Below are 23197 nucleotides of genomic sequence, written 5' to 3'. Positions count from 1 at the left end.
AAAGAAATATCCCCAAAATTTTCTTCATACTTCTTTCCTCCTTAAGAATAAACTTCATTTTTTAATAATATAAATTTTAATAAAGTTAATAATAAAATCCCCCCCTTTTTTATAAAAAATAACAAACAAATATTTTAAAAATATAAGGTTTGACAAAATAATTAATCTAGTAATTATAAATATAATTAGTTTACAAAATACTAATTTTATTAAATTATAACATAATAATGTTAGCATACAAATAAAAAATAAATAAATAAATTATGCATTTTGACACACTAATAATAAATATGTATATATCTATATAATTTTACTTAGTATATTTTTTTATGATTAGAGAATATTATTATGTTTTATTTTGTGATTGAAAAAATTATAACAAATATTAAAAAATAAAATTTTAAAAAATATTTGAAATCATAATTTTAGATTAAATCTTAAATATTTTTTTTTGACTGATAAATGAGTTTTGGAAATATTAAATATTTTAAGAAAGAACCAGCAAGGTTTTATTTGTAAAGAAATAGGTTTAAAATATAGTGTTTAAATGGAAGGATATAATTAAATATTAGTGTTTCAGGTTATAAAGCTTCTAAATTTATTAATTTAGCATAAAAAAACACCTTCCATCTTAGTTGTTTAAGATTTCAGGTGCAATATACTTTTCTTTTTTATTTTGGAATAAATAATCCTTTTTCATTAAAATTTAATTCAAGCATATATGAACTATTAGCTTGTTTTTTAGGTATAATTTCTTCTATTTCAAGTAGGTCTTCTTTAGATAAAGTTGCATCTAAAGCTTTAATTGTACTTTCAACCTGTGCAGGTGTTCTTGAACCAACTAATGTCATTATATTCTCTCCTTGAGCCAAAACCCAAGCTATAGCAAGTTGAGCTAATGTTATTTCTTTTCTGTCTGCTATCTCCTTTAGTGAATCAGCAACAGAAAGATTTCCTTTAATATTTTCCAAAGTACTAGAGGAAACTCTTTTACTTATAGCAAGGAGTTTTTCATTTTGTGAACTTCCTCCAATTAAACCTGAAAGAAGAACACCAAAAGCAACTATATTGACACCTAATTCTCTTGCAGTTGGAAGCAGATCATCTTCTATATGCCTATCCATAAGAGAGTATCTTACTTCAGCTAAACTGATAGAATGTACAGAGTTGGCTCTACGAAGAAGTTCTCCATTAACTTCAGAAATTCCTATATTTTTTACATATCCTTTTTTTACTAGATTAGATATGGCTCCTATAGTATCTTCAACAGGTATATAAGGATTAATTCTAGCAGGCTGATATAAATCTACATAGTCAGTTCCTAAACGTTTAAGTGTATAATGAAGATAATTTTCAACAGCTTCAGGACGAACATCTATTCCATACATTTTACCATCAATTCCCTGCATAACTCCAAATTTTACAGAAATAAAAATATCTTCTCGTTTATAATTTTTTAAAGCTTCTTTTATCAGCATTTCACTTTGGCCATTACCATAAAAATCAGCAGTGTTAAGGAAATTTATTCCAGCATTTAAAGCAGTGTGAATTGTTTTAATTCCTTCCTGTTCATCAGACATTCTCATACTTCCTAATCCAATTCGTGATAAATTAAAATTACCTATTTTTTTGTCAAAAAATTTCATTATAATCACCTCATTGTATTTTAGTATAAACTATATTTTAAATAATTATATCATTTTAAGAAATCAAAGTAAAATATTTGTATTTTGGAATTAAATCAAGATATAATAAAATTATTTAATTTTTAGATATGTATATTTTTTACAAATAGATTGAATAAATAATATTAAAAATATAAAAATTTTGAAAAATTGCTAATTTTATCTTTTGATAATATAATAAAAGAAAAAGAAGGAGAATTTTATGGGAAAAGAAACTGTTTATAATAAACTTGTTAGAGATAATATCCTTGAAATTATTGCTGATAATCGTCAGGAATGCAAATATCATATAGCAACAGATGATGAATACAAGATAAAGCTATTAGAGAAGCTACAGGAAGAAGTTCAAGAATTTATAGAGACAAAAAATATAGAAGAAATGAGTGATATTTTTGAAGTGATTGAGAATATTATAGCTGCTTTTGAATTGAATAAGGAAGCCATTTTAAAAATTAAAGAAAAAAAAGCTGAAAAAAGAGGAAAATTTAATAAGAAAATTATACTTGAATCTGTTTATGAAAAGAATAATAAATAAGTTTTAAGAATATAAAAATAAGGAGTAGAAACTCCTTACTTTAATTTTCTTTCTAAATAAATCATATCTATACACTGTATTCCATTATCAAAAATTTCTTCATCATAATTATCTATAAAAAAATTCTTTATTCTATGAGATATTTTAAAGTTACATTTTTCATAAAATTCTATTCCAGGATCAGCAGTTCCTACTAATATGGAAAAATATTTATCTTTATAGTAATCGCATATGAGGTTAAGAAATTTTCTTCCATAGCCTTTCTTGTGTATAGTTTCGCAGATTGCTATATTTTTTATTTCACATCTGTGTTTATCTATTTCAATGACAGCACACTGCCCTAAGATTTTTTCATTTTCAATAAGACAAAAAACTTCACAATCATTGATATATTTGTCTATGGCTTTTTCTTCTGGATCAGCCAACAGTAACAGTTCAATATATTTTTTCTTATTATCTGTAAGTTTTTTTAACTGTAACATTAGATATCACCTTAGTATAAATTATTATTGATTATATACATATTAAACTAGACTTTTTCTTTTAAAATCAGTCATAGAATGACCAAGTTTTTCTATCATTTCTTCAACAGTATTCTTTTTATCTACAATAGTTTTAAGTTCTGCATCAGTCATACCTACAAGTTGTACAAATTGTAATAGCCCATTAGGAGTATTTATCTCACTTATTTCATCTGGAATAGTTACAAAACCTGTTATATTAGATAGTGATTGAGAGTCCATACCAGTTTTTTGTCCAGTATATATATATTCAAAAGGTTGAAATATATCTCCATTTTCAAAAGTTATTCTTCCAAGAGTTTGTAAAATTCCACAGATACAGTTCAATTCTTCCTCTTTATTTTTCAAAGAAGACTTTTTTAATTTTAATGTAAGTTCAAATCCATATCCACTATAATCAAAATCTTCAGATTCTTTATCATACAGTTCAGAAAGTCCATAAGTGACAAAATGATAATAATCTCCTCCATCATAGACACTGATACCATCTAAAGGATCTTCTCCTCCTAGACGCCAAGAGATTATAGGGGCATAGTGAAGGGGATCAGTCTGCTCAGGATAATGTTTTTCAAAGGCTCTAGTAATTGCATCCCATCCAGAAGTCTCTATATATTCTTTTTTCATTTTCTTTCCTCCTGTAAAAAATATATATTAAATAGGTTTTTCAATATTTTAGTTATTCTATTAAAGTATATCATGTATGCTGTATTTGAGCAAAATATTTATTACCATTTTATTATCAAAGGTATATCAGGTCTGAAATCTTTTTCTTTTTTGTATATCCAGTTATCAAAAGTAAGTTTCAGATAATTTTCATTGTCTTTTATTAAAAGAAGATTATCTATATTATTTATTATTTTGGCTGCTTCAGAAAACTCATTTTTTTGGTTAATATGTACTTCTATATTAGTTACTTCTTTCAGTGGAAGTTTATGTTTCATATTTTCTTTCTTTTCAGCAGGATATTTATCTTGCCTTTCAATAAAAGAAAGATAGAAAAACATAGGTTCACTTAGAGGAGTACTATCAGCAACCTGTATTTTTAAAAAATCAGGAAGATATAGAGGATGATAATCCCAAACAGGAAATAAAACTTTTTCATTTTTTTCACTTGTAGGTCTAAATCCAATTCCAAAAGGAGATATATTAATATCGCTTTTACTGCACCTTTCAAAAAGTCTCATAGGTTTAGTAAGATTATTTTTTATTTCATCTAAATTCTCTATCCATAATAATTCAAGCATAAAATTATGAAAAAAGAATCTTCTATTAGCAGTTCCTTGCCCAAGATGAATATTTGAGGTTCCTTCTGTCAATCCAAATTCTTTTAATAATTCACCAGCAGGTGCTTTATAATCAGTACAGATATAGATATGATCAACTTCCATCCTACCATCTCCTTATTTTATTTCAGCATTTAAATTTGTTATCATATTGCTGTTGAGAGCTTCTCTTGTAAAATCTTCTATAAATGGACCTACTAGATATGAGTGTTCTCCTAAAGTAATAGTTCCACTAAAAAGAATTTTATCTTTCCAGTGAGTACTTCCTTCCACAAAAAATCTATATGTTCCATGAGGAACAGGATTTTCATTTTGATCAGTACAGTCCCAAAGATATGTGAGAGAACTGCTCTTAGGAGTAGCTCCAGAGATAGAGTCTATTTTTTCTTTAGAGTAATTTTTTACATTTGAACGTTTTACCCAAGTTGAAAGAGCTTCTTTTCTATTTGAATGACCATCAACAGCAGTAAATCTTGTAACAAAAATATTTTTTATCAATTCTCCATTTTCATTTTCAATCCATATAGCAAATTGATTTGAAGCAAGTTTAAATTGTTTTTCATATTTAAAGGAGATAAGAACTTTTTGGAGTTGGATATCTTCAGAAAAAATATTAGTAAAAATAAATAAAAAAGCCAATATGAAAAACAGTTTTAGATTCATGTAACTCTCCTTTTTATGTAAATATTTTTAATTGCATATTAAAGTATATACTGTATAAAAATATTTTACAAACTATTTTTTAATAAAAAATGTCCCACAAATTATGAGACATTTTTCTTATAAAATTTAAATAAATTATTTGTTTTTTATCATAATATCAAGGATGACATCATCAGTTATTTTCATACCAACCTGTCCAAGAGTTCCTACATTTTTAATAGTAGCTTCAACATTTCTTCCAACAATTCCTTCACCAAATTCAAATTTTCTATTTTTACTTGAAGCATAGTAACCATCAAATGCAGCAGCCACCCCACTTGCTATTTTAGTAGCACAAGAACTCTTTGCTCCATCACATACTACTCCAGAAAGAGTTGCAAGAGTTGTTTCAATAGCAGAATCTATTTGAGCTGGAGAGAATCCAGAAAGGAAAGATATAGCTCCTGCTACTCCTCCACTTGCACATACAGCTCCACAGTAAGCAGATAATCTTCCTATATTACTTTTAATATGTATAGTTGTCATATGAGAGAAGAAAAGACCTCTGATTAATTGCTCATATGGTATATTTTTCATTTCACAGAATTTTATAACAGGAAGAGAGCAAGTCATTCCTTGATTTCCACTTCCACTTGTAGTCATAACAGGAAGAGAACAGCCATTCATTCTTGCATCGCTTCCAGCACTGGCAAAACTTGCCATATTGTTTCTTAAATCATTTCCATAAACTCCCTCTTCCATCCCCTCTTTCATTAATTTACCAATAGAAAGACCATAATAGTCAGAAAGACCCTCTTTAGCTATTGCAGTATTGTAATCTATAACCTGCTTAAAGATAGGTTCTATAAGAGAAAGTTCAATATTTTTAGCTAAATCATGGATAAGTTCTACACTAAGAAAAGTTCTGTCAGTCATAACATCTGCTGAAGTACAGTCATCACAAAGACAGCCTTTTACCTCTTCTCCATTTTTTATAATTTTTGTGATATTAGTGTGGTAATTTTGAATTTCAACAGAAGCATAATCATTTCCACAAGTACCTTCTAATTTGATATAAAGTTTTACATCACTATCATTAAGGAAAACATTTATTCTGTTTTCATTAAGATATTTTTGAACTTCAGGAAGACGAGTAGTATCAACATGAGAAATTACCATCAATTCTCTTTCACATTGACCTAAGATTGCTCCCATAGCTACAGATGCTTCTATTCCTACCATACCATTAGAATTAGGGATTTTTACACTTTTAACGTTTTTAATTATATTTCCAGAAAGATAAGCATCTATTTTTTCAGGTACATTTCCTAATACACTTGTAAGTTTGCTTGCTGCATAAGCTATTGCTATTGGCTCAGTACAACCTTCAGCAGGAACTATTTCCTCTGCCAGAATACTCATTATTTTTTCAATTGTTTTTTCCATAATTTTTTCCTCCCATGATAGTTTTAAATTTAATTAAAATAATATATCCTAAGTTTATTTAATTTATATGTATCTAATTCTGCTCCTTATTTTAAATTAGGCAGACTTTTCTCACTAATATAACAAGCAAAAATTATGCCAATAAAAAAATCTCTCAATTAGTATTATAGCTGTTAAATGAGAGATTTTCATTTTTTTCAAAATGAAAAAATTTTCAAAATGAAAATATATTATATGTATTTTTTTCAAAATGAAAAAAGTTACAATAAAGATTTAATGAGTTCAGAGATTTTAATTCAAGGTTTTATATGATAAAATTGAAATTTAAAATAAAAATTCAAAAAATACCTTTAACTTTTTTTATACTATAAATTTTATCTATTAGTTTCAAATGAAATTGTTATTAATCAGTATATATAGAGCAAAAAAAAACCACTTGTTAAGTAAAAAAAATGATGATATAAATTGATTAAAATTAAAGGTATTTAATTTGGGGGACTCATGAGAAAAGACAAAAGTAATATCATTTACAAAAAAATTAAAAGAGATATTTTAAAAGGTGAGTTAAAAAGCGGAGATGTTATTCCTTCAGAAAGAGAATTGATGCAGATATTTAATATGAGCAGAACACCTATTCGAAAAGCCTTAGATGAATTGGAAAGAGAAAATCTAATTATTAGAAGAATAGGAGATGGAACATATGTCAATATCCCGATATTAGATCAAGTAATAAATAAATTTTACAGTTTTACTGAAGAAATGAAGAAAAGAGGAAAGACACCTACAGGGAAAGTAGTTAATTTTGAAGAAAAAGAAGATGATATTTATGGAATTTACAGTGAGAGAACACAAGTTTATGAAATTGAAAGAATTAAATATGCTGATGAAGAACCTCTAATGTATAGCCAAACAATAATACCCAAAAGAATAGTTGCAGATCTCACAAAAGAAATATTGAAAAAAAAACCTCTTTATGAAATATTGAGAGAAAAATGTGACTTTAGATTTTTGAAAGCTGAGCAGAAAATAAAACCTTGTTTAGTCAATAAAATAGAAGCTGAATATTTAAATGTTCCAGAAGGAAGTCTAGGAATTCTTATAGAAAGAAAACTTTTTATGGGAAAAGATATAGTTGAGTATTCCAAAGGAATAGTGAGAGGAGACAGATTTGAATTTACAATAAAATATAATATGGAAGAGGAGGATCAATAAAATGGCAGAGCCAAATATAGTACTGACAAGAATAGACAACAGATTAGTTCATGGGCAGGTAGTAACAGCTTGGATTCAGCATGCAGGGGCAAATCTTATAATAGTTCCTCATGATGAAATAGCAGAAAATAAAACAAGACAGGGGTTAATGAATCTTGCAGTTTCTACTGGAACACAGATTAGATATTTCTCTATTCAAAAAACATGTGATATTATACATAAAGCTGCACCAAGACAACTGATAGCTTTGATAGTGGAAACTCCACAAGATGTTCTCAAATTAGTAAAAGGGGGAGTGCCAATAAAGGTATTGAATATAGGAAATATGCATATGGCAGTAGGAAAGAAGCAGATTACAAAAGCAATATGTGTAGATGAAGATGATATAAATACTTTTAAGGAACTTAGAAAACTAGGCGTTGTTATTGAAGCTCAGAGAGTACCAAATGAACAAAAAGAAGATATATTTAAATACATAGACTAGGAGAAAAATTATGAAGGGAATTATAGTTACTGGACATGGGAATTTTGCCTCTGGAATAGAAAGCACAATGAGATTAATTATGGGCGAACAAGAAAAAACTGTATTTATAGATTTTAAAGAAGGAATGACAAATATAGAACTTTCTGAAAATATAGAAAAAGTAGTAAAAGAAATTGGAGAAAAGGGAGTTTTAATTTTTACAGATATATTGGGAGGAACTCCATTTAATGAAGCTGCAATGATTTCAACAAAATATAGTAATGTTCATGTTTTTGCAGGATTGAACATGGCTATGTTATTTGAAGCAATAGATTCCAGAGAAGATGAAATAGACATTGAAAGAATATTAGAAGAAAGTAAAAATGGAATGGGAATTTTTAAGATAGTTGAAGAATTATCTGAGGAAAGTGATAGTGATGGAATATAAGAAAAAGCCAAATATTCTTTTGATAATGACAGATCAACAGAGATTTGATACATTGAGATGTTATGGAAATGATGTTATAGAGACACCTTGTTTAGACTGGTTAGCTGAGGAAGGAACTGTTTTCACTAAAGCTTATACTCCATCACCATCATGTGTTCCTGCAAGAGCTTCTCTTATTACAGGAAAAAAACCATGGAAAACAGGAATTTTGGGGATGGGAGGAAATCAATTAGAAATGGGGGTAAACTTTGAAACTACTATTCCAGGCTGTTTATCAAAATTAAACTATCTTACAGTAGGCATAGGGAAAATGCATTTTTATCCTCAAAGATCGCTTAATGGCTTCCATCAAACTATTTTGGATGAATCTGGAAGAATAAAAGATCCAGATTTCACTTCAGATTATAAAGAATGGTTTGATAATAATAAACCAGCAGAAGTAGGAATAATTGACCATGGAATAGATTGGAATGGTTGGGGGGCAAGGCCATATCATCTTCCAGAATATTTACATGCCACTAACTGGACAGTAAATGAGGGAATAAAATTTTTGAAAAAGAAAGATCCGAGCAGACCATTTTTTTTAAAGCTTTCTTTTGCAAGACCCCACTCTCCTTATGACCCTCCTGAATTTTATTTTAATATGTATGCTGATAAGGAATTGCCTAAACCAGTAATGGGAGAATGGGTAGAAGAATGCGAACAAAAAGTTACTACTCTTGATGCATGGAATAGAAAACTAAGTGATGAGGAGTTAAAAAAAGCAAAAGCAGGATATTATGGAAGCATTACTCATATAGATACTCAAATAGGAAGATTTTTATTTGCATTAAAAAGAGAAAAACTTTTAGATGATACTCTAATAATATTTACTTCAGATCATGGAGATATGCTGGGAGATCATAATTTATTGAGAAAGACATATGCTTTTGAAGGTTCAGCTCATATCCCTATGCTAGTTGTACTTCCTAAAAATATGAGAAATTCTATAAAAAATAAAAAAGTAAATATTCCAGTTCAGCTGCAAGATATTTTTCCAACAATATTAGATGTTTTAGGAGAAAGTATTCCAAAAGATATTGATGGAAAATCTATGTTCAGCTTGATTAAGGGAGAAGAAATAGAAAGAAAGTATGTACATGGAGAACATTCAACTTGTTACTCTGAAAATCATGAGATGCAATACATTGTTTCAGAAGATTATAAATATATATGGTATCCAAGAAGAGAAAAGAATGAGGAACAATTATTTGATTTAAAAAATGATCCCTATGAATTAAAAGATTTATCAAAGAATGATAGCTATAAATCAATAATGGAAAAAATGAGAGGATACATGATAAATGAATTATCAGAAAGAGGAGAGGAAGTAGTAAAAGATGGAAAGCTTATTTCTCAAAAAGAAAAGCCATATATGATATCACCTTTTTATAAAAAGAGATTGGAAAGTTACGGTTGGGATTGGACTAAATATGGTAATTTTAAAAAGGGAACTTTAGAAATAATAAAATAGAATTAAAGGAGGAAAGATGAGCTTATTACAAATGATTCTAATTGCTGCATTAGCAGGATTAGGAGGAATAGATTTATTTAATATGAAGATACACTTTCATAGACCATTGGTAAGTGGTGCTATAGTAGGTTTGATATTGGGAGATCTTCAGACAGGGCTTATAGCAGGAGCTATGTTTGAACTTATATGGCTTGGAGCGGTTCCTGTTGGGGGAGCACAACCACCAAATGTAGTAGTAGGTGGAATAATAGGAACTACATTTGCTATAATTACAAAGGAAGAGCCAACAACAGCTATTGGAGTAGCAATGCCAGTGGCAATAGCAATGCAAGCAGCTATTACATTCTTATTAACAGCCTTTTCAGGATTTATGCATAAAGCAGATAAATTTGCTGAAGAAGGGAATGATAGAGGTATAGCTAATATAAACTATTTATGTCTATTCATTTTGTTTATGTTCTACTTTGTTCTTACTTTTATACCAATATATTTTGGAGCAGAGGTTTCTCAAGTAATAGTAGATTCACTTCCAAAATGGATCCTAAAAGGTCTTGGAATAGCAGGAGGATTGATGCCAGCAGTAGGATTTGCTATGCTTTTAAAAACTATGTTTAGAAAAGATTTATTGATATTCTTAATAACAGGCTTTGTATTTGTTACTTTCTTGAAGCTTCCTATAATAGCTTTAGCAACATTGGGAATATGTTTTGTGATATATGATTATAGAATAACTAAAAATCAATATGTAGTTCCAACAACTACACCTGAAGAGGAGGATGATTTTGAAGATGGCATTTAATAAAGGAACAGATATAACAGAAAGAAAATTAACTGACAAAGATCTTACTAGAATGGCATGGAGATCATTTTTTCTTCAGGCATCATTTAATTATGAAAGAATGCAGGGGGGAGGGTTCCTTTTTGGAATGCTGCCAGCATTAAAAAAAGTATGCACTACAAAAGAAAAATTTAGTGCAGCAATGAAAAGACATTTGGAATTCTTTAATATAAATCCATATTTTGCATCATTTATGATGGGACTTGTGTTAGCATTAGAAGAAAAAGAAGAAGATCCAAATCTTATAAGAAGTACAAAAATTGCTCTTATGGGACCTTTGGGAGGAATAGGTGATGTACTATTTCATTTTTCACTTCTTCCAATTGCTGCAAGTATTGGAGCCTCTCTATCAATGGAAGGAAATGTACTAGGGCCATTTGTTTTATTAATTGTATTTAATGTCTGCCAGTTTTTTGTGAGATTTAATCTTGGAAAATATTCTTATAAACTTGGTTTAGGAGCTATAGATAAATTAACAACAGGAACAAAAGATATAGAAAAAGCTATGTCTATTTTAGGAATTTTTGTATCAGGTGGTTTAATTGCATCATATGTTAGACTTTCATTACCATTTATATTTAAAATGGGAGAAAAAGCTTTAAATATTCAAACTGATGTTATAGATAAATTATGTCCAAATATACTTCCTTTAATGTATACATTTCTAATGTTTTGGATGTTGAACAAGAAATATAAACCTATTACACTTATACTGACAACTATAGGTATAGGGTTAATATTAGGGTTATTTTCATAGAAATTTAAAATAAAATAGGGGTGTTATTATGAAAAAATTAGTTATTTTAGGGGCAATACTATGTTCACTTGTTTTAAATGCTGGAGAGAAAAAACCTACTACTTTTGAAGTCCTAGTTCCTACAAAAGAAGGAACTGTAGACAGAGAGTTAAAAGGAAAAGAACAGCTTGAATTAACAGTTGCTTCATATAATATAGCTGCTTCTCGTGTATCTTCACCAGAAGAAACAGGAAAAGCGATAAAAGCAATGAAAGCTGATTTTGTAGCTTTAGCAGAAGTAGATATTAATACAGAACGTAGTGGTCATAAAGATCAACTGGCTATTATAGCAAAAGAAACTAAAATGTATCCAGTGTTTGGAAAAGCTATCGATTTTGAAGGTGGAGAATTTGGTCCAGCATTATTATCTAAATATCCAGTAAAAAAATCACAAAACTTTTTACTGCCAGTTCCAGGAGATGGGCGCCAACATGTACTGATAGTTGCAGAGGTAGAAATACCTAATTTTCCAGAGCCAGTATTATTTATGGCTGTTCATTTAGATTATAAAGAGGATCCAGCAGTAAGAATAAAGCAGATTAGAGAAATTAACAATGTAACTATTGCCAGTATTAAAACAGATTTTCCAAGTATAGAATCTAGAATAAAAATACTTGCTGGAGATTTTAATGAAGTAGATGGAACACCTGTAATGGATGAATTATATCGTTATTGGAATAGTGTTTTGGACAAAGAAGCAGATAATCGTACTTGGGCAGCTATTAATCCTGCTATTGCTATTGATCATATTTTAACTTATAAAGGACAGAAATGGGCTGTAGAAGAGGTAATAATTCCAAATAAAAATAAAAATTGGAATGGAATAAATTGGGCAGCAGTAAGTGACCATGTACCAGTTGTTGCAAAAATTCGTTTGTTAGAACAATAGAAATAAAATGAAATGATCAAGAGTTATAAAAGCTCTTGGTCATTTTTTAAATAAAAAGCTCCAGAATTTTTATATAATTCTAAGAGCTTATTTTTATTTATAATTTTTATACTATCTTAGTTGTCCAGTCTTCTACATTCCATACATCAGTAATTACATCCATATAAAAATCAGGCTCATGACTTACTAAAAGTACAGTCCCTTTGAATTCTTTTATAGCTTTTTTCAATTCCTCTTTAGCATCTATATCCAGGTGATTAGTAGGCTCATCCATTACCAATAGATTTATATCTCTAAGCATAAGCTTACATATACGTACTTTTGCATTTTCTCCTCCAGAGAGAACCTGCATCTGGCTTGTAATATGATCAGTAGTCAGTCCGCATCTGGCAAGAGCTGCTCTTACTTCCCTATTTGTCATACTTGGATATTCATTCCATATTTCATCTAAAGCAGTAACATTACTCGATTCTTCCTCTTGTTCAAAATATCCTATTTCAAGGAATTGTCCATGTTCAACTTCTCCAGATACTGGTTTTATAATACCAAGAAGTGTTTTTAACAGAGTAGATTTTCCCAGTCCATTAACTCCTTTTATAGCTATTTTTTGGTTACGCTCTACTGTAAAATTTAGAGGTTCTGTCAGAGGTTCATCATAACCTATTACAAGATTTACAGCAGTAATAACCTCACGGCTTGGAGTACGAGCAGGTAAAAATTCAAATGAAGGTTTTATCTTTTCTTTAGCTATTTCAATTATATCCATTTTATCTAATTTCTTCTGACGATCTTTTGCCAGATTTGTAGTAGCTACCCGAGCTTTATTTCGTGCAATAAAATCTTTAAGATGAGCTATTTCTTTCTGCTGTTTTTTAAATGCCTGCTCTATCTGTCTTTTTTTCAGTTCATACATTTCTCTGAATTGATAGTAATCTCCAGAATAACGAGTAAGTACAGCATTTTCAACATGATATATTACATTTACAACATCATTTAAAAATGGAATATCATGAGAAACAAGAATAAAAGCATTTTCATAGTTTTGAAGAAAATTTTTCAGCCAGATAATATGATTTTCATCTAGGAAATTGGTAGGCTCATCCAATATCAATATCATTGGATTTTCCAATAGAACTTTAGCAAGAAGTATTTTTGCTCTCTGCCCACCTGACAACTCAGAAACATCACGATCAAGGCCAATGTCAACAAGTCCAAGACCACCTGCATATTCTTCTATTTTAGAGTCTAGTGAATAAAAATCACCACTTTCCAATATACTTTGAATTTCCCCAGCATCTTCTATAAGAGCTTCCATCTCTTCAGGAGTACAATCAGCCATCTTATCATAGGCAGTTAACATTTCTTTTTCTAGTTCATACATATGAGAAAAGGCTGAACGAAGAATATCACGGATAGTTTTACCTTTTTCAAGAGTGCTGTATTGATCAAGATATCCAGTTGTAATATGGTTACACCAAGTTATATTTCCCTCATCAGGAAGAAGCTTTCCAGTGATTATATTTAAAAAAGTAGTTTTTCCCTCTCCATTGGCTCCTACCAGTCCAATATGTTCTCCCTTTAGAAGACGAAAAGAGGCATCTTCAAGGATTTTTCTTGAACCAAATCCATGACTAACATTGCTTACATCTAAGATACTCATAAAAATTAATTTCTCCTTATATATAAATTTTTTTATTTTTAATATCAATATTATTAGTATATCAGAAAAAATATATTTGACATAGAAAAAAAGAAAATATATGCACTATTTTTTGATTTTACCAATATAAAAGAGACCCTTTGAAAGAGTCTCAATATTTCTATTGATTTTTTAAAAGAAATTCAGCTATTTTAACAAGTTTTGGACTATTTTTATCAAAGAAACTTATATAACTGGAACAAAACCTATTTTCTAAAATTCCTTGTTCATTTATTTGCTTATGTCTTCTGCAGCCACCACGACACAATTTCAAGTATCTACATATTTTACATTTATCATTTGTATTTATAGAAGTTTTTAAAAATTCTTTCTCTATATCACTTTTGAATAATTCATCAATGGGAGTATTATTTACATTTCCAAGCTTATATTCATCTAAAACATAAAAATCACAGGGATACAAACTTCCATCAGCTTCTATGATTCCATTGAGGTTACAGTGACCAATCATATCACAGGCTTCAGGTTCCTGACCAAGAACCATTCTGATAAGATTATCAAAATATCTTATGCTTATTTTTTTTCCAGAAATAATATCTTTATACCATTCATCAAAAGTTTCATCAAGAAATTTTCCATAGTCATCAGCAGTCAGAGAGAAATCCTCTTCTCCTCCTTCAAAATTGTCTAAACATGGAATAAATTGGAAATATCTAAATCCATTATTTTTAAAGAAGTTATAAATGAGCCTCCCATTTTTGGCAGCAGCTTTATTTACTACACATAAAATATTGAATTCCACTCCATATTTAGAGAAATCTTTGGCAGTTTTTAAAACTCTTCTAAAGGTACCATTTCCTTGAATATCAAGTCTGAATTTATCATGAATTTCTTTATTTCCATCAATTGATAAACCTATAAGATAATTATATTTTTTAAATAATGATATCCAGTCCTTATTTATCAGAGTACCATTTGTTTGAAGAGAAAAATTTACATTTATATTATTGATATTATATTTTTCAACAAAACTATGAAATTTTCTGAAAAAATCAATGCCTGCACAAGTAGGCTCTCCACCTTGAAAAGCAAAGTTAAGAGAATTTTCAGCAGTCTGAAAAGCATTTCTAACCATATTTTCAAGGGTAGTATCATTCATTATTCCATAATTTGGTATCTTCCTATTATCTGCTATATCATGGTAAAAGCAGTATCTGCATCTAAGATTGCAGCTGCTTGAAGCAGGCTTTATTAGAAGATTTAAGTTTTTCATAGATTCCTCCATTACTTTATATCATATTTTTTCATTTTTCTATATAGAGTAGTAAGACCAATATTCATCTTATCAGCTATATATTTTTTACTTTCAGTATCATCACCATATTTTTTTAGAGATTTCTCTATATACATCTTTTCTATTTTTTCAAAATCTTCCAGTTCTAGTTTATCATTAATAAGTAATTCATCTATAGATGAAGAAATATTGTCATAGTGATGAAGAATATTTTCAGGAAGAAGATCTGAAGAAATTATACCATTGCTTCCGCTCATATTTATCATAAGTTCCATGACATTTTCTAGTTCTCTCACATTTCCAGGCCATTCATATTTGATAAGAGCCCTTTTTACATCATCATCTATTGAATGAACATATTTGTCTGAAAGCTTGTTATATTTATCTATCAAGCTGTTGATAATGGGAAGAATATCTTCTTTTCTTTCTCTCAATGGAAGAAGTTTGATAGGAATTACATTCAATCTATAGTATAAATCCCCTCTGAATTTCTGCTCCATTATTTTTTTTTCTAAATCTACATTAGTGGCAGCAATTATTTTTATATCTAAATCAATACTTTTATTTGAACCTATACGTTCTATCTTCTTTTCTTGAATTACTCTCAATATTTTAGCTTGAAGATAAAGAGGCATATCTCCTATTTCATCAAGAAAAATAACTCCTGTATTAGCGAGCTCAAATTTTCCCATACGTCCATTTTGACTGGCTCCAGTAAATGCTCCCTTTACATATCCAAAAAGTTCACTTTCCAGAAGAGTATCTGGAATAGCAGAACAGTTTATTACAACAAAAGGTTTGTTTCTTCTGTTTCCATGTGAATGAAGAGAACGAGCCACCAGTTCCTTACCAGTTCCACTTTCTCCTGTAATGAGAACTGTAGAATTAGTATTAGCTATTTTTTGAATGTTTTCTTTGAGATATTGTGTAGCAGCAGAAGTTCCATGAATATTTTCTAAAGTGATCATATTGTCACTGCTTGTTATTTCAAGAATATTTCTACTGATTTTTTTTACATCTTCAAAAACAAAAGCGTTGCTTCTTGTTTTATTGAAAGACTTTAAAGGAATTATTTTTCCAGCAACATTGTATTCTTCATTTTCTATTACCATGTTAAAAACTTCTTCATTCATAAGATAGTCATTTTGACTGACAAGTTTCATAGTTTTTCCTAAAACATCTGATTTAAGCTTTAATTTGGTAATAGCAATGTTGTTTATCTTAATGATAACATCATTACAGTCACTGATTATGACACCTTTGCTGATATTATCAATTATTGTATTTAAAGTAGATTCTCTATCTTTTTGCATAAGATTTTCTTGATATTCATAGAATTTTATCCCTATAAATTCAGCTATTTGTTTTGTAAAATTTAAGTATGAATCAATGTCAGAAAGTATCTTTTTTTTCTGTTTATCACTGAAGCAGACAAGTCCAATGACACCTACAATTTCATCACGACAATAAATAGGAGTGGCTATTTCAAGTTTTTCTCTGCATTTATTTTTGTCCAGACACTCAGTACATAGATCATGTTGCCTTGGATTTTCAATTATATTTGTTTTTCCAGTTTTAAGAGAGTTTTTATATACACTTCCAAGAGCTGATACTCCTTCAATATTTTTGTACAGACCAGTTCCTGTAACTCTCATCATATTTTTATCAACTACACCAACATCAACATTTATCAGATTTGATATAGCACTGGCATATTTTTTTACATGTTCTTTTATATCTAACAGGGATATTTCCATAACTCCCCCTTTCTTTTATAAATCATATATATAAACTTCAATATACTTAGAAATAATTGCTTTAAGAATAATATCTTCAATAACTTTCCAGCTTCCTCCAGCAAAACCACTTCCTATTCTTGGCATATGTATAGAAGCTTCCAACTCAACAGCTCTTTGTGTTATTTTTTCTAAACATATTTCAAGAGCATCATATCTGATAGGAGGGACACCATTTTTTGATATGATATCATGTTGAGCAATCATATTGGCGACTGTTACAGCAGTAGTAACTTTTACAAACTGGACATTTCCAAGAGAAAAGTCATTTCCTTCTTTACGCCATATGAGATACTCAATTTCAGGAGCTATCCATCTGGCTGAAAGAGCAACAACAAAACCTCTTCCCCATACTCCTATATCATTACATATATGAGCAATGATAATATTTCCTTTTGCCTGAGGATACACTGCATCTCCTTTTAAATAATGTATTTTATTCATAAGCTCTCCTTGTGATGGATATTATTGAAAATTCTGTACTTTATTCAATATCTATATTATAATTCAAATATGAAGAAAATGCAAAAAATAAAGAGCAGGAGGTAGTGCATGAAAAATTTTAAAGAAATCAAAGCAGAGAAAATAAACGAAAATACTTTTGAAATGATAGGAAAGAAATGGATGCTTATAACTGCTGAGAAAAATAGTGAAGAAATAAATACTATGACAGCTTCATGGGGAGGATTTGGAGTTCTCTGGAAGAAGAATGTAGTTTTTATTTTTATTCGTCCTCAACGTTTTACTAAGGGATTTGTAGATGAGGCTGAAAGATTTTCACTTACTTTTTTTGATGAAAGCTACAGAAAACAGTTGGGTTATTTGGGAACAGCTTCTGGAAAAAATGAAAATAAAATAGAGAAAGTAGGATTAACTATAGATCATGAAAATGAAGTTCCTGTATTTAAAGAAGCTGAAACAGTTATTATATGTAGAAAACTTTATTCACAACCTTTAGAAGAACAATTTTTTATAGATAAAGATTCTGATAAAGAATGTTACCCAGATAGAGATTATCATATAATGTATGTAGGAGAATTAGAAAAAGTATTTGTAAAAGAATAATAAACAATGTAGGGAGTAATTATATTACTGCTCTCCTTATATTTTATACAAAAAAGAGCCTCTGGAGAAAGAGGCTCTTTTTTATAACTATATATAAACGTCTTTGAGGAAATATCTATATTAAGATTATACTTTAATAATTTCAAATTCTTTTTTATGTAAATTTTTAAAAAAATAAAAAATTAAAAAGGAATTGAAATATTTTGGAGAATAATATTACTAATTTATTTATCAAGAAGTTTAAATTATAAAAAGAAGAGGCTTTTTGTAAGGAATTCTTTTTAACTGAAAACGTTTTAAGAGAAAGTTATTTTTAAAATTTTCTATTAATTTATTCATAAATTATTATTTGTATAATTTATTTTTTATAGTTTATAGCCTTTATATTATACTTAATTAGGTAAGTTAATAAGAGTTGTAATGATGTTATTTGTTTGATTGAAGAACTATAAAAGTATTATGTTTAATTAATTAAATTTAAAAATATCATAAAAAATATACTTAACCAATAAAGTAAAATAGAGGGAGTGATTTTATGAAATATTTACAATTGATTCAAGAAGCTAAAGAAGGAAATGATGAAGCTATGGATGAAATTTTTGAATCTTTTAACAACCTTATTCATCTTTCAGCAAGAAATTTTTTTATTATTGGTGGTGACAAAGAAGATGTTCTTCAAGAAGCAAGGATTGGACTTTTAAAAGCTGTTAATTATTACAAGTTTAATAAGAAAGCTTCATTTAAAACTTTTGCAACTCTTTGTATAAGAAGACATTTAATAACTGCAATTAAAATTTCAAATTCTAAGAAAAATAAAGTATTAAGTTCATCTTTTTCTGCTCAGATTCAAAATGTTAAAAAGAATTGTGATTATTATGATAATTCAGGAAAAACAGCAGATTATTATAATCCAGAAGAAATTTATTTAGAGAAAGAAAAATATATAGCATTAATGAAATATGTGAAAACAAGTTTAAGTGAAATGGAGAAAGAGCTTTTTGAATACATTCTATTAGAAATGACATATACAGAAATAGCTAAGGAAACAGGGAAAAAAGTAAAATCAGTAGACAATGCAATTCAAAGAATTAAAAAAAAGATAAAAATATTTTTTCAAGAATATGATAGTAAGTAGTTAATTATAAAAGCAAAGTGATCTTTTATTGTGTTTCATAGTAAAAGATCATTTTCTTTTTTTAATAGAATTTATAAATAAAATGCTTATAAAACTTTATTATTTCTAGTATAATATGATTAATGGTTTTATGAACAAGAGGGGGAGAAATATGAAAATTATACAAGAAAGTTATGAAGCAATAAAAATGATAAAGTTTTTATCAACTTTTCCAGAGGGAGAGATTGTCCCTGCAAAGGAAATAGCAAGTGAAAAAAACATTTCATTAAAATTTGCTTTAAAAATTCTGCAAATTTTAAAAAAAGCTGAGATTGTTGAGGCTCATAGGGGAATAAAGGGAGGATATAATCTTAAAGTAGATGAGATAAATTTATATGAAATAATAATGGTAATTCAAGGGGAATTATATCTTGTATCTGAATTTAAAAAGAAGAAAAAAGAAAAAGAATTATGGGTAACTGAACTTAAAGATCTACAAAATGATATTATAGATAAACTAAAAAAGATGAAAATAACTAAAATAAAGTGAATTTCTAATTAATTTAATTATTGAAAGTACTTGAAAAATTGGAAAATAATGGATGAAAGACTTTGTTTTAGTAGTTTTTATTTTCTTTTCCATATTTTCAATTTTTTTAATCTTTTTATACTATCTTCTTGAATTTTTTCTAACTCGCTTCTGAAACTGCAATTATCTTCTTTTTTCTCTTTAAAGGGATCAATTAGAAAAAGTTCTCCTTGAAATGTATAAATAATTTCATAAAAGCTAACTTCCTCTTTTTTTAATTCACATTTTGTTGGCTTTCCTTCATATAATACCAGCATTTCTGTCTCTTTCAATATTTTTAAAATTTTAAGTGTAAACTGAGGAGATATGTTTAATTCGCCAGCAATATCTCTTAAACTTACAATATCTCTCTTGTTTGATAAATATTTAACTAACTTTATTCCATAATAACTTTCTAATGTCAGCTTCATTTAACCTCCTATTTTTACTTTTCATGTTTTATTATTGAAATATTTCTCTCCATAAAAATATTAAGGAAGGGTAATTTTTTTATTTTCAAGTGTTTTATTTTTTTTCATATACTTTGAATTTATTATTATATTCCCGATTATTTTTAAATTTCCTTTACTATTTTATAAAAAAATTTTTTATAATTTAAAAATAAAAAAACTAGGAATAAAAATTTCCTAGTTTTTCGAGCTGCTTCTATTCTTTTTTCTTTATTTCTAATTTTTTTAATCTTTCTATATTATCTTTTTGAATTTTTTCTAATTCACTTCTGAAACCAGAATTATCTTTCTTTTTATCTTTGAACTCATTTACTATATATAGTTCACCTTGCAGTATTTCTATAATTTCATATAAACTTACTGTTTTTTTCTTTAGGCTGTAACCACCTGTTATTCCACGGTATGAATCTAAAATATTTGCTTGTTTTAATCTTCTTAATATCTTTAGTATAAATTTCACTGATATTCCTAATTCTGAGGATAACTCAGCAGCTGATTTTATATCTCCTTTGTTTAAATTCCCTAAAGATTCTACCAATTTTATTCCGTAATAAGTTTCTTGTGTCAGTTTCATAATTTCCTCCTAAATTTATTTTAAATAATTAAAGCTATTTTAGATTTTTTTCCCATATTTCAGTCAAAACTATTCTATTAATTCCAATTTCCAGAAATAATAATTCTACTAAATTTAAATACCTTTTAAGTTTTTCTTTTGTTGATAGGTCGTAACCTCCAGTTAATATTTTTAATAACTCATTTTCTCCGATTTCTGTTTCTTTTGTTAGTTGAGAAATAGAGATATTTTTTTCTTTTCTTTTTAATTCTAAAAATTCGAGTGTTAAAATCTGTTTTTTTCTAAGAATTATATCTTGAACTATTATTTGAAAGTCTTTTTCAGAGTAATTCATTCTTTTCTTTTTATAATAAAAGTACATTAAAATCAATATTATAGGCAATAATATAAATAACTTCATAAAATTCCATCTCTCCTTTCATATAAAATTATTATAAATTGATAATTATTTTATATCTGATTGATATAATTTTATATTAGTTTTATGTCATTTTGTATACAATTACATGTACTTTTAATACAATGGTGTGTCTTATAGGTGACTTTTATAATTTGTATATATTTTTATTAAGTTTATCAGTTAAGATTATTTCATTCAGATTTATAAGGAAGAATTAAAATTTTTATATATGATTAGCTTTGTATTAGTAACTAAAAAAGCTATATGTTATCAATATATTAAAGAATTATAAAGGAAAATATATTAGAAGATAGAAAAAAATGGTTTATATTTTAATGAATTTTTTTAAAAATTCTTTTACAAAAATATAGGGGAATAAATTTAAAAAAGAGATATAGAAGAAATAAGAGTCTAAAAAATATATAAAAAAATAATGCCCTCTCTTTAAGAGAAGGCAAATGGATTATTTTTTTTCAGTTTCATCTTTAACCTCAGCTTTTTCTGCTTGAGACTTGATGGCATCAACTGTATTAAGAGCAGCTTGCTTAGTTTTATACATTTCACTTGTAAGGATAATTTCATGATTGTTCCCATATCCATTAAAATAAAATTGTTCATTTTTAGCTTTGAAAATCTTAAAATACATAAATACACCTCCTTAAGTTAAATAATTAAGTAGTAGCAACCTTATGTCTTGTTTTCTAAATAATTTTTTTAAATCCTTTTTATTTTATTAAAAATTATATTTATAAAGTAAAAATAGATAAAATTAAGAGTATAAAATGATAAGATTACAGAAAAAAAGAAGAATAGTTTAGAGTTTTCTGATAAAATATATGTAATAGAAGTAGAAGGGGGAAGGTATGAGCAAGAATATAGATTTACATATACATTCTTTATATAGTGATGATGGTGAATTTTCATCAGAAGAGATAATTAAAATAGGAAAAGAAGAGGGAATGGAAATAATGGCCTTGACAGATCATAACTCTGTAAAAGGAACAGGTGAAATGATAGAGTCAGGAAAAAAAACAGGAATAAAAATAATAAGCGGAATAGAGATAGATTGTGTATATAAAGGTATAAATCTTCATATGCTTGGATATGGTATAGATTATAAAAGAAAAGAATTTCTTGAAATAGAGAAAGAAATATTTGAAAAAGAGATAGCAATAGCTAAAATTAAAATAGAAAAATTAAAAGCTAATACTGATTTAATAATAGATGAGCAAAAAATATTCAGAATAGCTGATGGAAATATTGTTACAGGAGAAATAATTGGAGAAGTAGTACTGGAAGAAGAGAAAAATAGAAATAATCCATTGTTGAAGGAATACTTTAATAATGGAATGAAGAGCGATATGCCTTTTGTACATTTTTATTGGGATTTTTTTTCACAGGGAAAAATAGCTTACATTCCTATTGAATTCAGATCTATGACTGAAATAATAAAACTGATAAAAGAAAGCGGAGGATTAGCTGTATTGGCTCATCCAGGAAATAACTTTAAAAATTGTTTGGAAATAGTAGATGATATAATAAAAGAAGGAATAGATGGTATTGAAGTATTTAGCACATATCATTCTTTAGAACAGATAGAATATTTCTATAACAAAGCTGAAAAAAATAATCTTCTTATGACATTTGGCAGCGATTTTCATGGAAAAAATAAACCTCAAATAAAACTAAAAGGATATCCAGTTCCTGAAAAATATGAAGATATGAGAGAAAAATTAGTAAAAGATTTTATGGAAAAATTAAAATAGTAAAAAATATGAGAGACTGATTAAGAATCAAGATAATCAGTTTCTTTTTTATTCAAATGAAATATGGATAATTGTTAATTGATGTTAAGCAGAGTTAAGAATAGGAGTTTATCTCTTGACTTTAAGAATTAAATGGATATAATATTATTCACGTATATAGAATTGTATATTCTGCATATGAAAAAAATCTGGGAGGAAAAATGAAAAAAGTTATTAAAA

At 27.8% G+C, this 23197-nt stretch carries 26 protein-coding genes; 12 read left to right on the top strand and 14 right to left on the bottom strand.

Annotated features, from left to right (window positions below; genetic code table 11):
- Nucleotides 1–671: 671 nt before the first annotated feature.
- Entirely contained in the window at nucleotides 672–1646 is a 975-nt protein-coding gene (locus E6771_RS14345) for an aldo/keto reductase (RefSeq protein WP_316092027.1), read from the bottom strand.
- A gap of 241 nt (nucleotides 1647–1887) precedes the next feature.
- Between E6771_RS14345 and E6771_RS14340 the strand changes: the two genes are divergently transcribed.
- The gene (locus E6771_RS14340; protein WP_316092026.1) at nucleotides 1888–2220 is read left to right on the top strand and encodes a nucleoside triphosphate pyrophosphohydrolase; all 333 of its coding nucleotides are present in this window, start codon (nucleotides 1888–1890) and stop codon (nucleotides 2218–2220) included.
- 35 nt (nucleotides 2221–2255) lie between these two features.
- Here the strand turns inward: E6771_RS14340 and E6771_RS14335 are convergent, their stop codons facing one another.
- The 5 genes from E6771_RS14335 to E6771_RS14315 form a co-directional block, all read right to left on the bottom strand.
- Entirely contained in the window at nucleotides 2256–2702 is a 447-nt protein-coding gene (locus E6771_RS14335; RefSeq protein WP_316092025.1) for a GNAT family N-acetyltransferase, read from the bottom strand.
- A gap of 42 nt (nucleotides 2703–2744) precedes the next feature.
- Entirely contained in the window at nucleotides 2745–3365 is a 621-nt protein-coding gene (locus E6771_RS14330) for a suppressor of fused domain protein (protein ID WP_316092024.1), read from the bottom strand.
- Between the two features lie 101 nt (nucleotides 3366–3466).
- The gene (locus E6771_RS14325; protein WP_316092023.1) at nucleotides 3467–4129 is read right to left on the bottom strand and encodes a hypothetical protein; all 663 of its coding nucleotides are present in this window, start codon (nucleotides 4127–4129) and stop codon (nucleotides 3467–3469) included.
- A gap of 12 nt (nucleotides 4130–4141) precedes the next feature.
- Nucleotides 4142–4687: a DUF2271 domain-containing protein gene (locus E6771_RS14320; protein ID WP_316092022.1), complete on the bottom strand. Its 546-nt coding sequence runs from the start codon at nucleotides 4685–4687 to the stop codon at nucleotides 4142–4144.
- A gap of 135 nt (nucleotides 4688–4822) precedes the next feature.
- Nucleotides 4823–6112, bottom strand: coding sequence for a serine dehydratase subunit alpha family protein (locus tag E6771_RS14315; RefSeq protein ID WP_316092021.1), 1290 nt, complete (start codon nucleotides 6110–6112; stop codon nucleotides 4823–4825).
- Between the two features lie 501 nt (nucleotides 6113–6613).
- Here E6771_RS14315 and E6771_RS14310 point away from each other — a divergent pair.
- Genes E6771_RS14310 through E6771_RS14280 form a run of 7 tightly spaced genes read left to right on the top strand, consistent with a single transcriptional unit; the run spans nucleotide 6614 to nucleotide 12271 of the window.
- Nucleotides 6614–7324, top strand: coding sequence for a GntR family transcriptional regulator (locus E6771_RS14310; RefSeq protein ID WP_316092020.1), 711 nt, complete (start codon nucleotides 6614–6616; stop codon nucleotides 7322–7324).
- Nucleotide 7325: 1 nt separating this feature from the next.
- The gene (gene agaV / locus E6771_RS14305; protein ID WP_316092019.1) at nucleotides 7326–7808 is read left to right on the top strand and encodes a PTS N-acetylgalactosamine transporter subunit IIB; all 483 of its coding nucleotides are present in this window, start codon (nucleotides 7326–7328) and stop codon (nucleotides 7806–7808) included.
- 10 nt (nucleotides 7809–7818) lie between these two features.
- Nucleotides 7819–8235 (top strand): PTS sugar transporter subunit IIA, encoded by a 417-nt coding sequence (locus tag E6771_RS14300; RefSeq protein WP_316092018.1) that lies wholly within the window; start codon nucleotides 7819–7821, stop codon nucleotides 8233–8235.
- Nucleotides 8225–9748, top strand: a complete 1524-nt coding sequence (locus tag E6771_RS14295) for an arylsulfatase (protein WP_316092017.1) — start codon at nucleotides 8225–8227, stop codon at nucleotides 9746–9748. Before E6771_RS14300 ends, E6771_RS14295 begins: the two co-directional genes overlap by 11 nt.
- Nucleotides 9749–9764: 16 nt before the next feature.
- On the top strand, nucleotides 9765–10547 hold the full coding sequence (gene agaW / locus E6771_RS14290) for a PTS N-acetylgalactosamine transporter subunit IIC (protein ID WP_316092016.1): 783 nt from the start codon (nucleotides 9765–9767) through the stop codon (nucleotides 10545–10547).
- On the top strand, nucleotides 10537–11343 hold the full coding sequence (locus E6771_RS14285; RefSeq protein WP_316092028.1) for a PTS system mannose/fructose/sorbose family transporter subunit IID: 807 nt from the start codon (nucleotides 10537–10539) through the stop codon (nucleotides 11341–11343). The genes agaW and E6771_RS14285 overlap by 11 nt, the downstream gene beginning before the upstream one ends.
- Nucleotides 11344–11371: 28 nt before the next feature.
- Nucleotides 11372–12271, top strand: a complete 900-nt coding sequence (locus E6771_RS14280; protein WP_316092015.1) for an endonuclease/exonuclease/phosphatase family protein — start codon at nucleotides 11372–11374, stop codon at nucleotides 12269–12271.
- Between the two features lie 106 nt (nucleotides 12272–12377).
- Here E6771_RS14280 and E6771_RS14275 read toward each other — a convergent pair whose 3' ends face one another.
- The 4 genes from E6771_RS14275 to E6771_RS14260 all read right to left on the bottom strand — a co-directional run bounded on the left by E6771_RS14275 (nucleotide 12378) and on the right by E6771_RS14260 (nucleotide 17465).
- Nucleotides 12378–13931, bottom strand: coding sequence for an ABC-F family ATP-binding cassette domain-containing protein (locus E6771_RS14275; RefSeq protein ID WP_316092014.1), 1554 nt, complete (start codon nucleotides 13929–13931; stop codon nucleotides 12378–12380).
- A 160-nt stretch (nucleotides 13932–14091) separates the two neighbouring features.
- Nucleotides 14092–15204 (bottom strand): anaerobic sulfatase maturase, encoded by a 1113-nt coding sequence (locus E6771_RS14270; RefSeq protein ID WP_316092013.1) that lies wholly within the window; start codon nucleotides 15202–15204, stop codon nucleotides 14092–14094.
- 11 nt (nucleotides 15205–15215) lie between these two features.
- On the bottom strand, nucleotides 15216–16982 hold the full coding sequence (locus E6771_RS14265) for a sigma-54 interaction domain-containing protein (protein WP_316092012.1): 1767 nt from the start codon (nucleotides 16980–16982) through the stop codon (nucleotides 15216–15218).
- A 15-nt stretch (nucleotides 16983–16997) separates the two neighbouring features.
- On the bottom strand, nucleotides 16998–17465 hold the full coding sequence (locus E6771_RS14260; protein WP_316092011.1) for an Appr-1-p processing protein: 468 nt from the start codon (nucleotides 17463–17465) through the stop codon (nucleotides 16998–17000).
- 108 nt (nucleotides 17466–17573) lie between these two features.
- On the opposite strand from E6771_RS14260, the gene E6771_RS14255 reads away from it, so the two are divergent.
- From E6771_RS14255 to E6771_RS14245, 3 genes are all read left to right on the top strand, one after another.
- On the top strand, nucleotides 17574–18086 hold the full coding sequence (locus E6771_RS14255) for a flavin reductase (protein ID WP_316092010.1): 513 nt from the start codon (nucleotides 17574–17576) through the stop codon (nucleotides 18084–18086).
- Between the two features lie 535 nt (nucleotides 18087–18621).
- A complete protein-coding gene (locus E6771_RS14250) occupies nucleotides 18622–19221 on the top strand; it encodes a sigma-70 family RNA polymerase sigma factor (RefSeq protein WP_316092009.1) in 600 nt (199 codons plus the stop codon).
- Nucleotides 19222–19372: 151 nt separating this feature from the next.
- Complete coding sequence (locus E6771_RS14245; RefSeq protein ID WP_316092008.1) at nucleotides 19373–19750, top strand: Rrf2 family transcriptional regulator; 378 nt, start codon at nucleotides 19373–19375, stop codon at nucleotides 19748–19750.
- 77 nt (nucleotides 19751–19827) lie between these two features.
- Here the strand turns inward: E6771_RS14245 and E6771_RS14240 are convergent, their stop codons facing one another.
- From E6771_RS14240 to E6771_RS14225, 4 genes are all read right to left on the bottom strand, one after another.
- Nucleotides 19828–20199 carry an Rrf2 family transcriptional regulator gene (locus E6771_RS14240; protein WP_316092007.1) on the bottom strand — a complete coding sequence of 124 codons (372 nt, stop codon included), beginning with the start codon at nucleotides 20197–20199 and terminating at the stop codon, nucleotides 19828–19830.
- Nucleotides 20200–20434: 235 nt separating this feature from the next.
- Nucleotides 20435–20812, bottom strand: a complete 378-nt coding sequence (locus tag E6771_RS14235) for an RrF2 family transcriptional regulator (RefSeq protein WP_316092006.1) — start codon at nucleotides 20810–20812, stop codon at nucleotides 20435–20437.
- A 34-nt stretch (nucleotides 20813–20846) separates the two neighbouring features.
- Nucleotides 20847–21212, bottom strand: a complete 366-nt coding sequence (locus tag E6771_RS14230) for a hypothetical protein (RefSeq protein WP_316092005.1) — start codon at nucleotides 21210–21212, stop codon at nucleotides 20847–20849.
- Nucleotides 21213–21675: 463 nt separating this feature from the next.
- Nucleotides 21676–21858, bottom strand: coding sequence for a YegP family protein (locus tag E6771_RS14225; RefSeq protein WP_316092004.1), 183 nt, complete (start codon nucleotides 21856–21858; stop codon nucleotides 21676–21678).
- Between the two features lie 217 nt (nucleotides 21859–22075).
- On the opposite strand from E6771_RS14225, the gene E6771_RS14220 reads away from it, so the two are divergent.
- The gene (locus E6771_RS14220) at nucleotides 22076–22978 is read left to right on the top strand and encodes a PHP domain-containing protein (RefSeq protein ID WP_316092003.1); all 903 of its coding nucleotides are present in this window, start codon (nucleotides 22076–22078) and stop codon (nucleotides 22976–22978) included.
- Nucleotides 22979–23197 lie beyond the last annotated feature (219 nt).

It is taken from the genome of Fusobacterium sp. (assembly GCF_032477075.1).
Classification (GTDB): domain Bacteria; phylum Fusobacteriota; class Fusobacteriia; order Fusobacteriales; family Fusobacteriaceae; genus Fusobacterium_A.
This window is presented reverse-complemented; position numbering and strand designations above follow the sequence as displayed.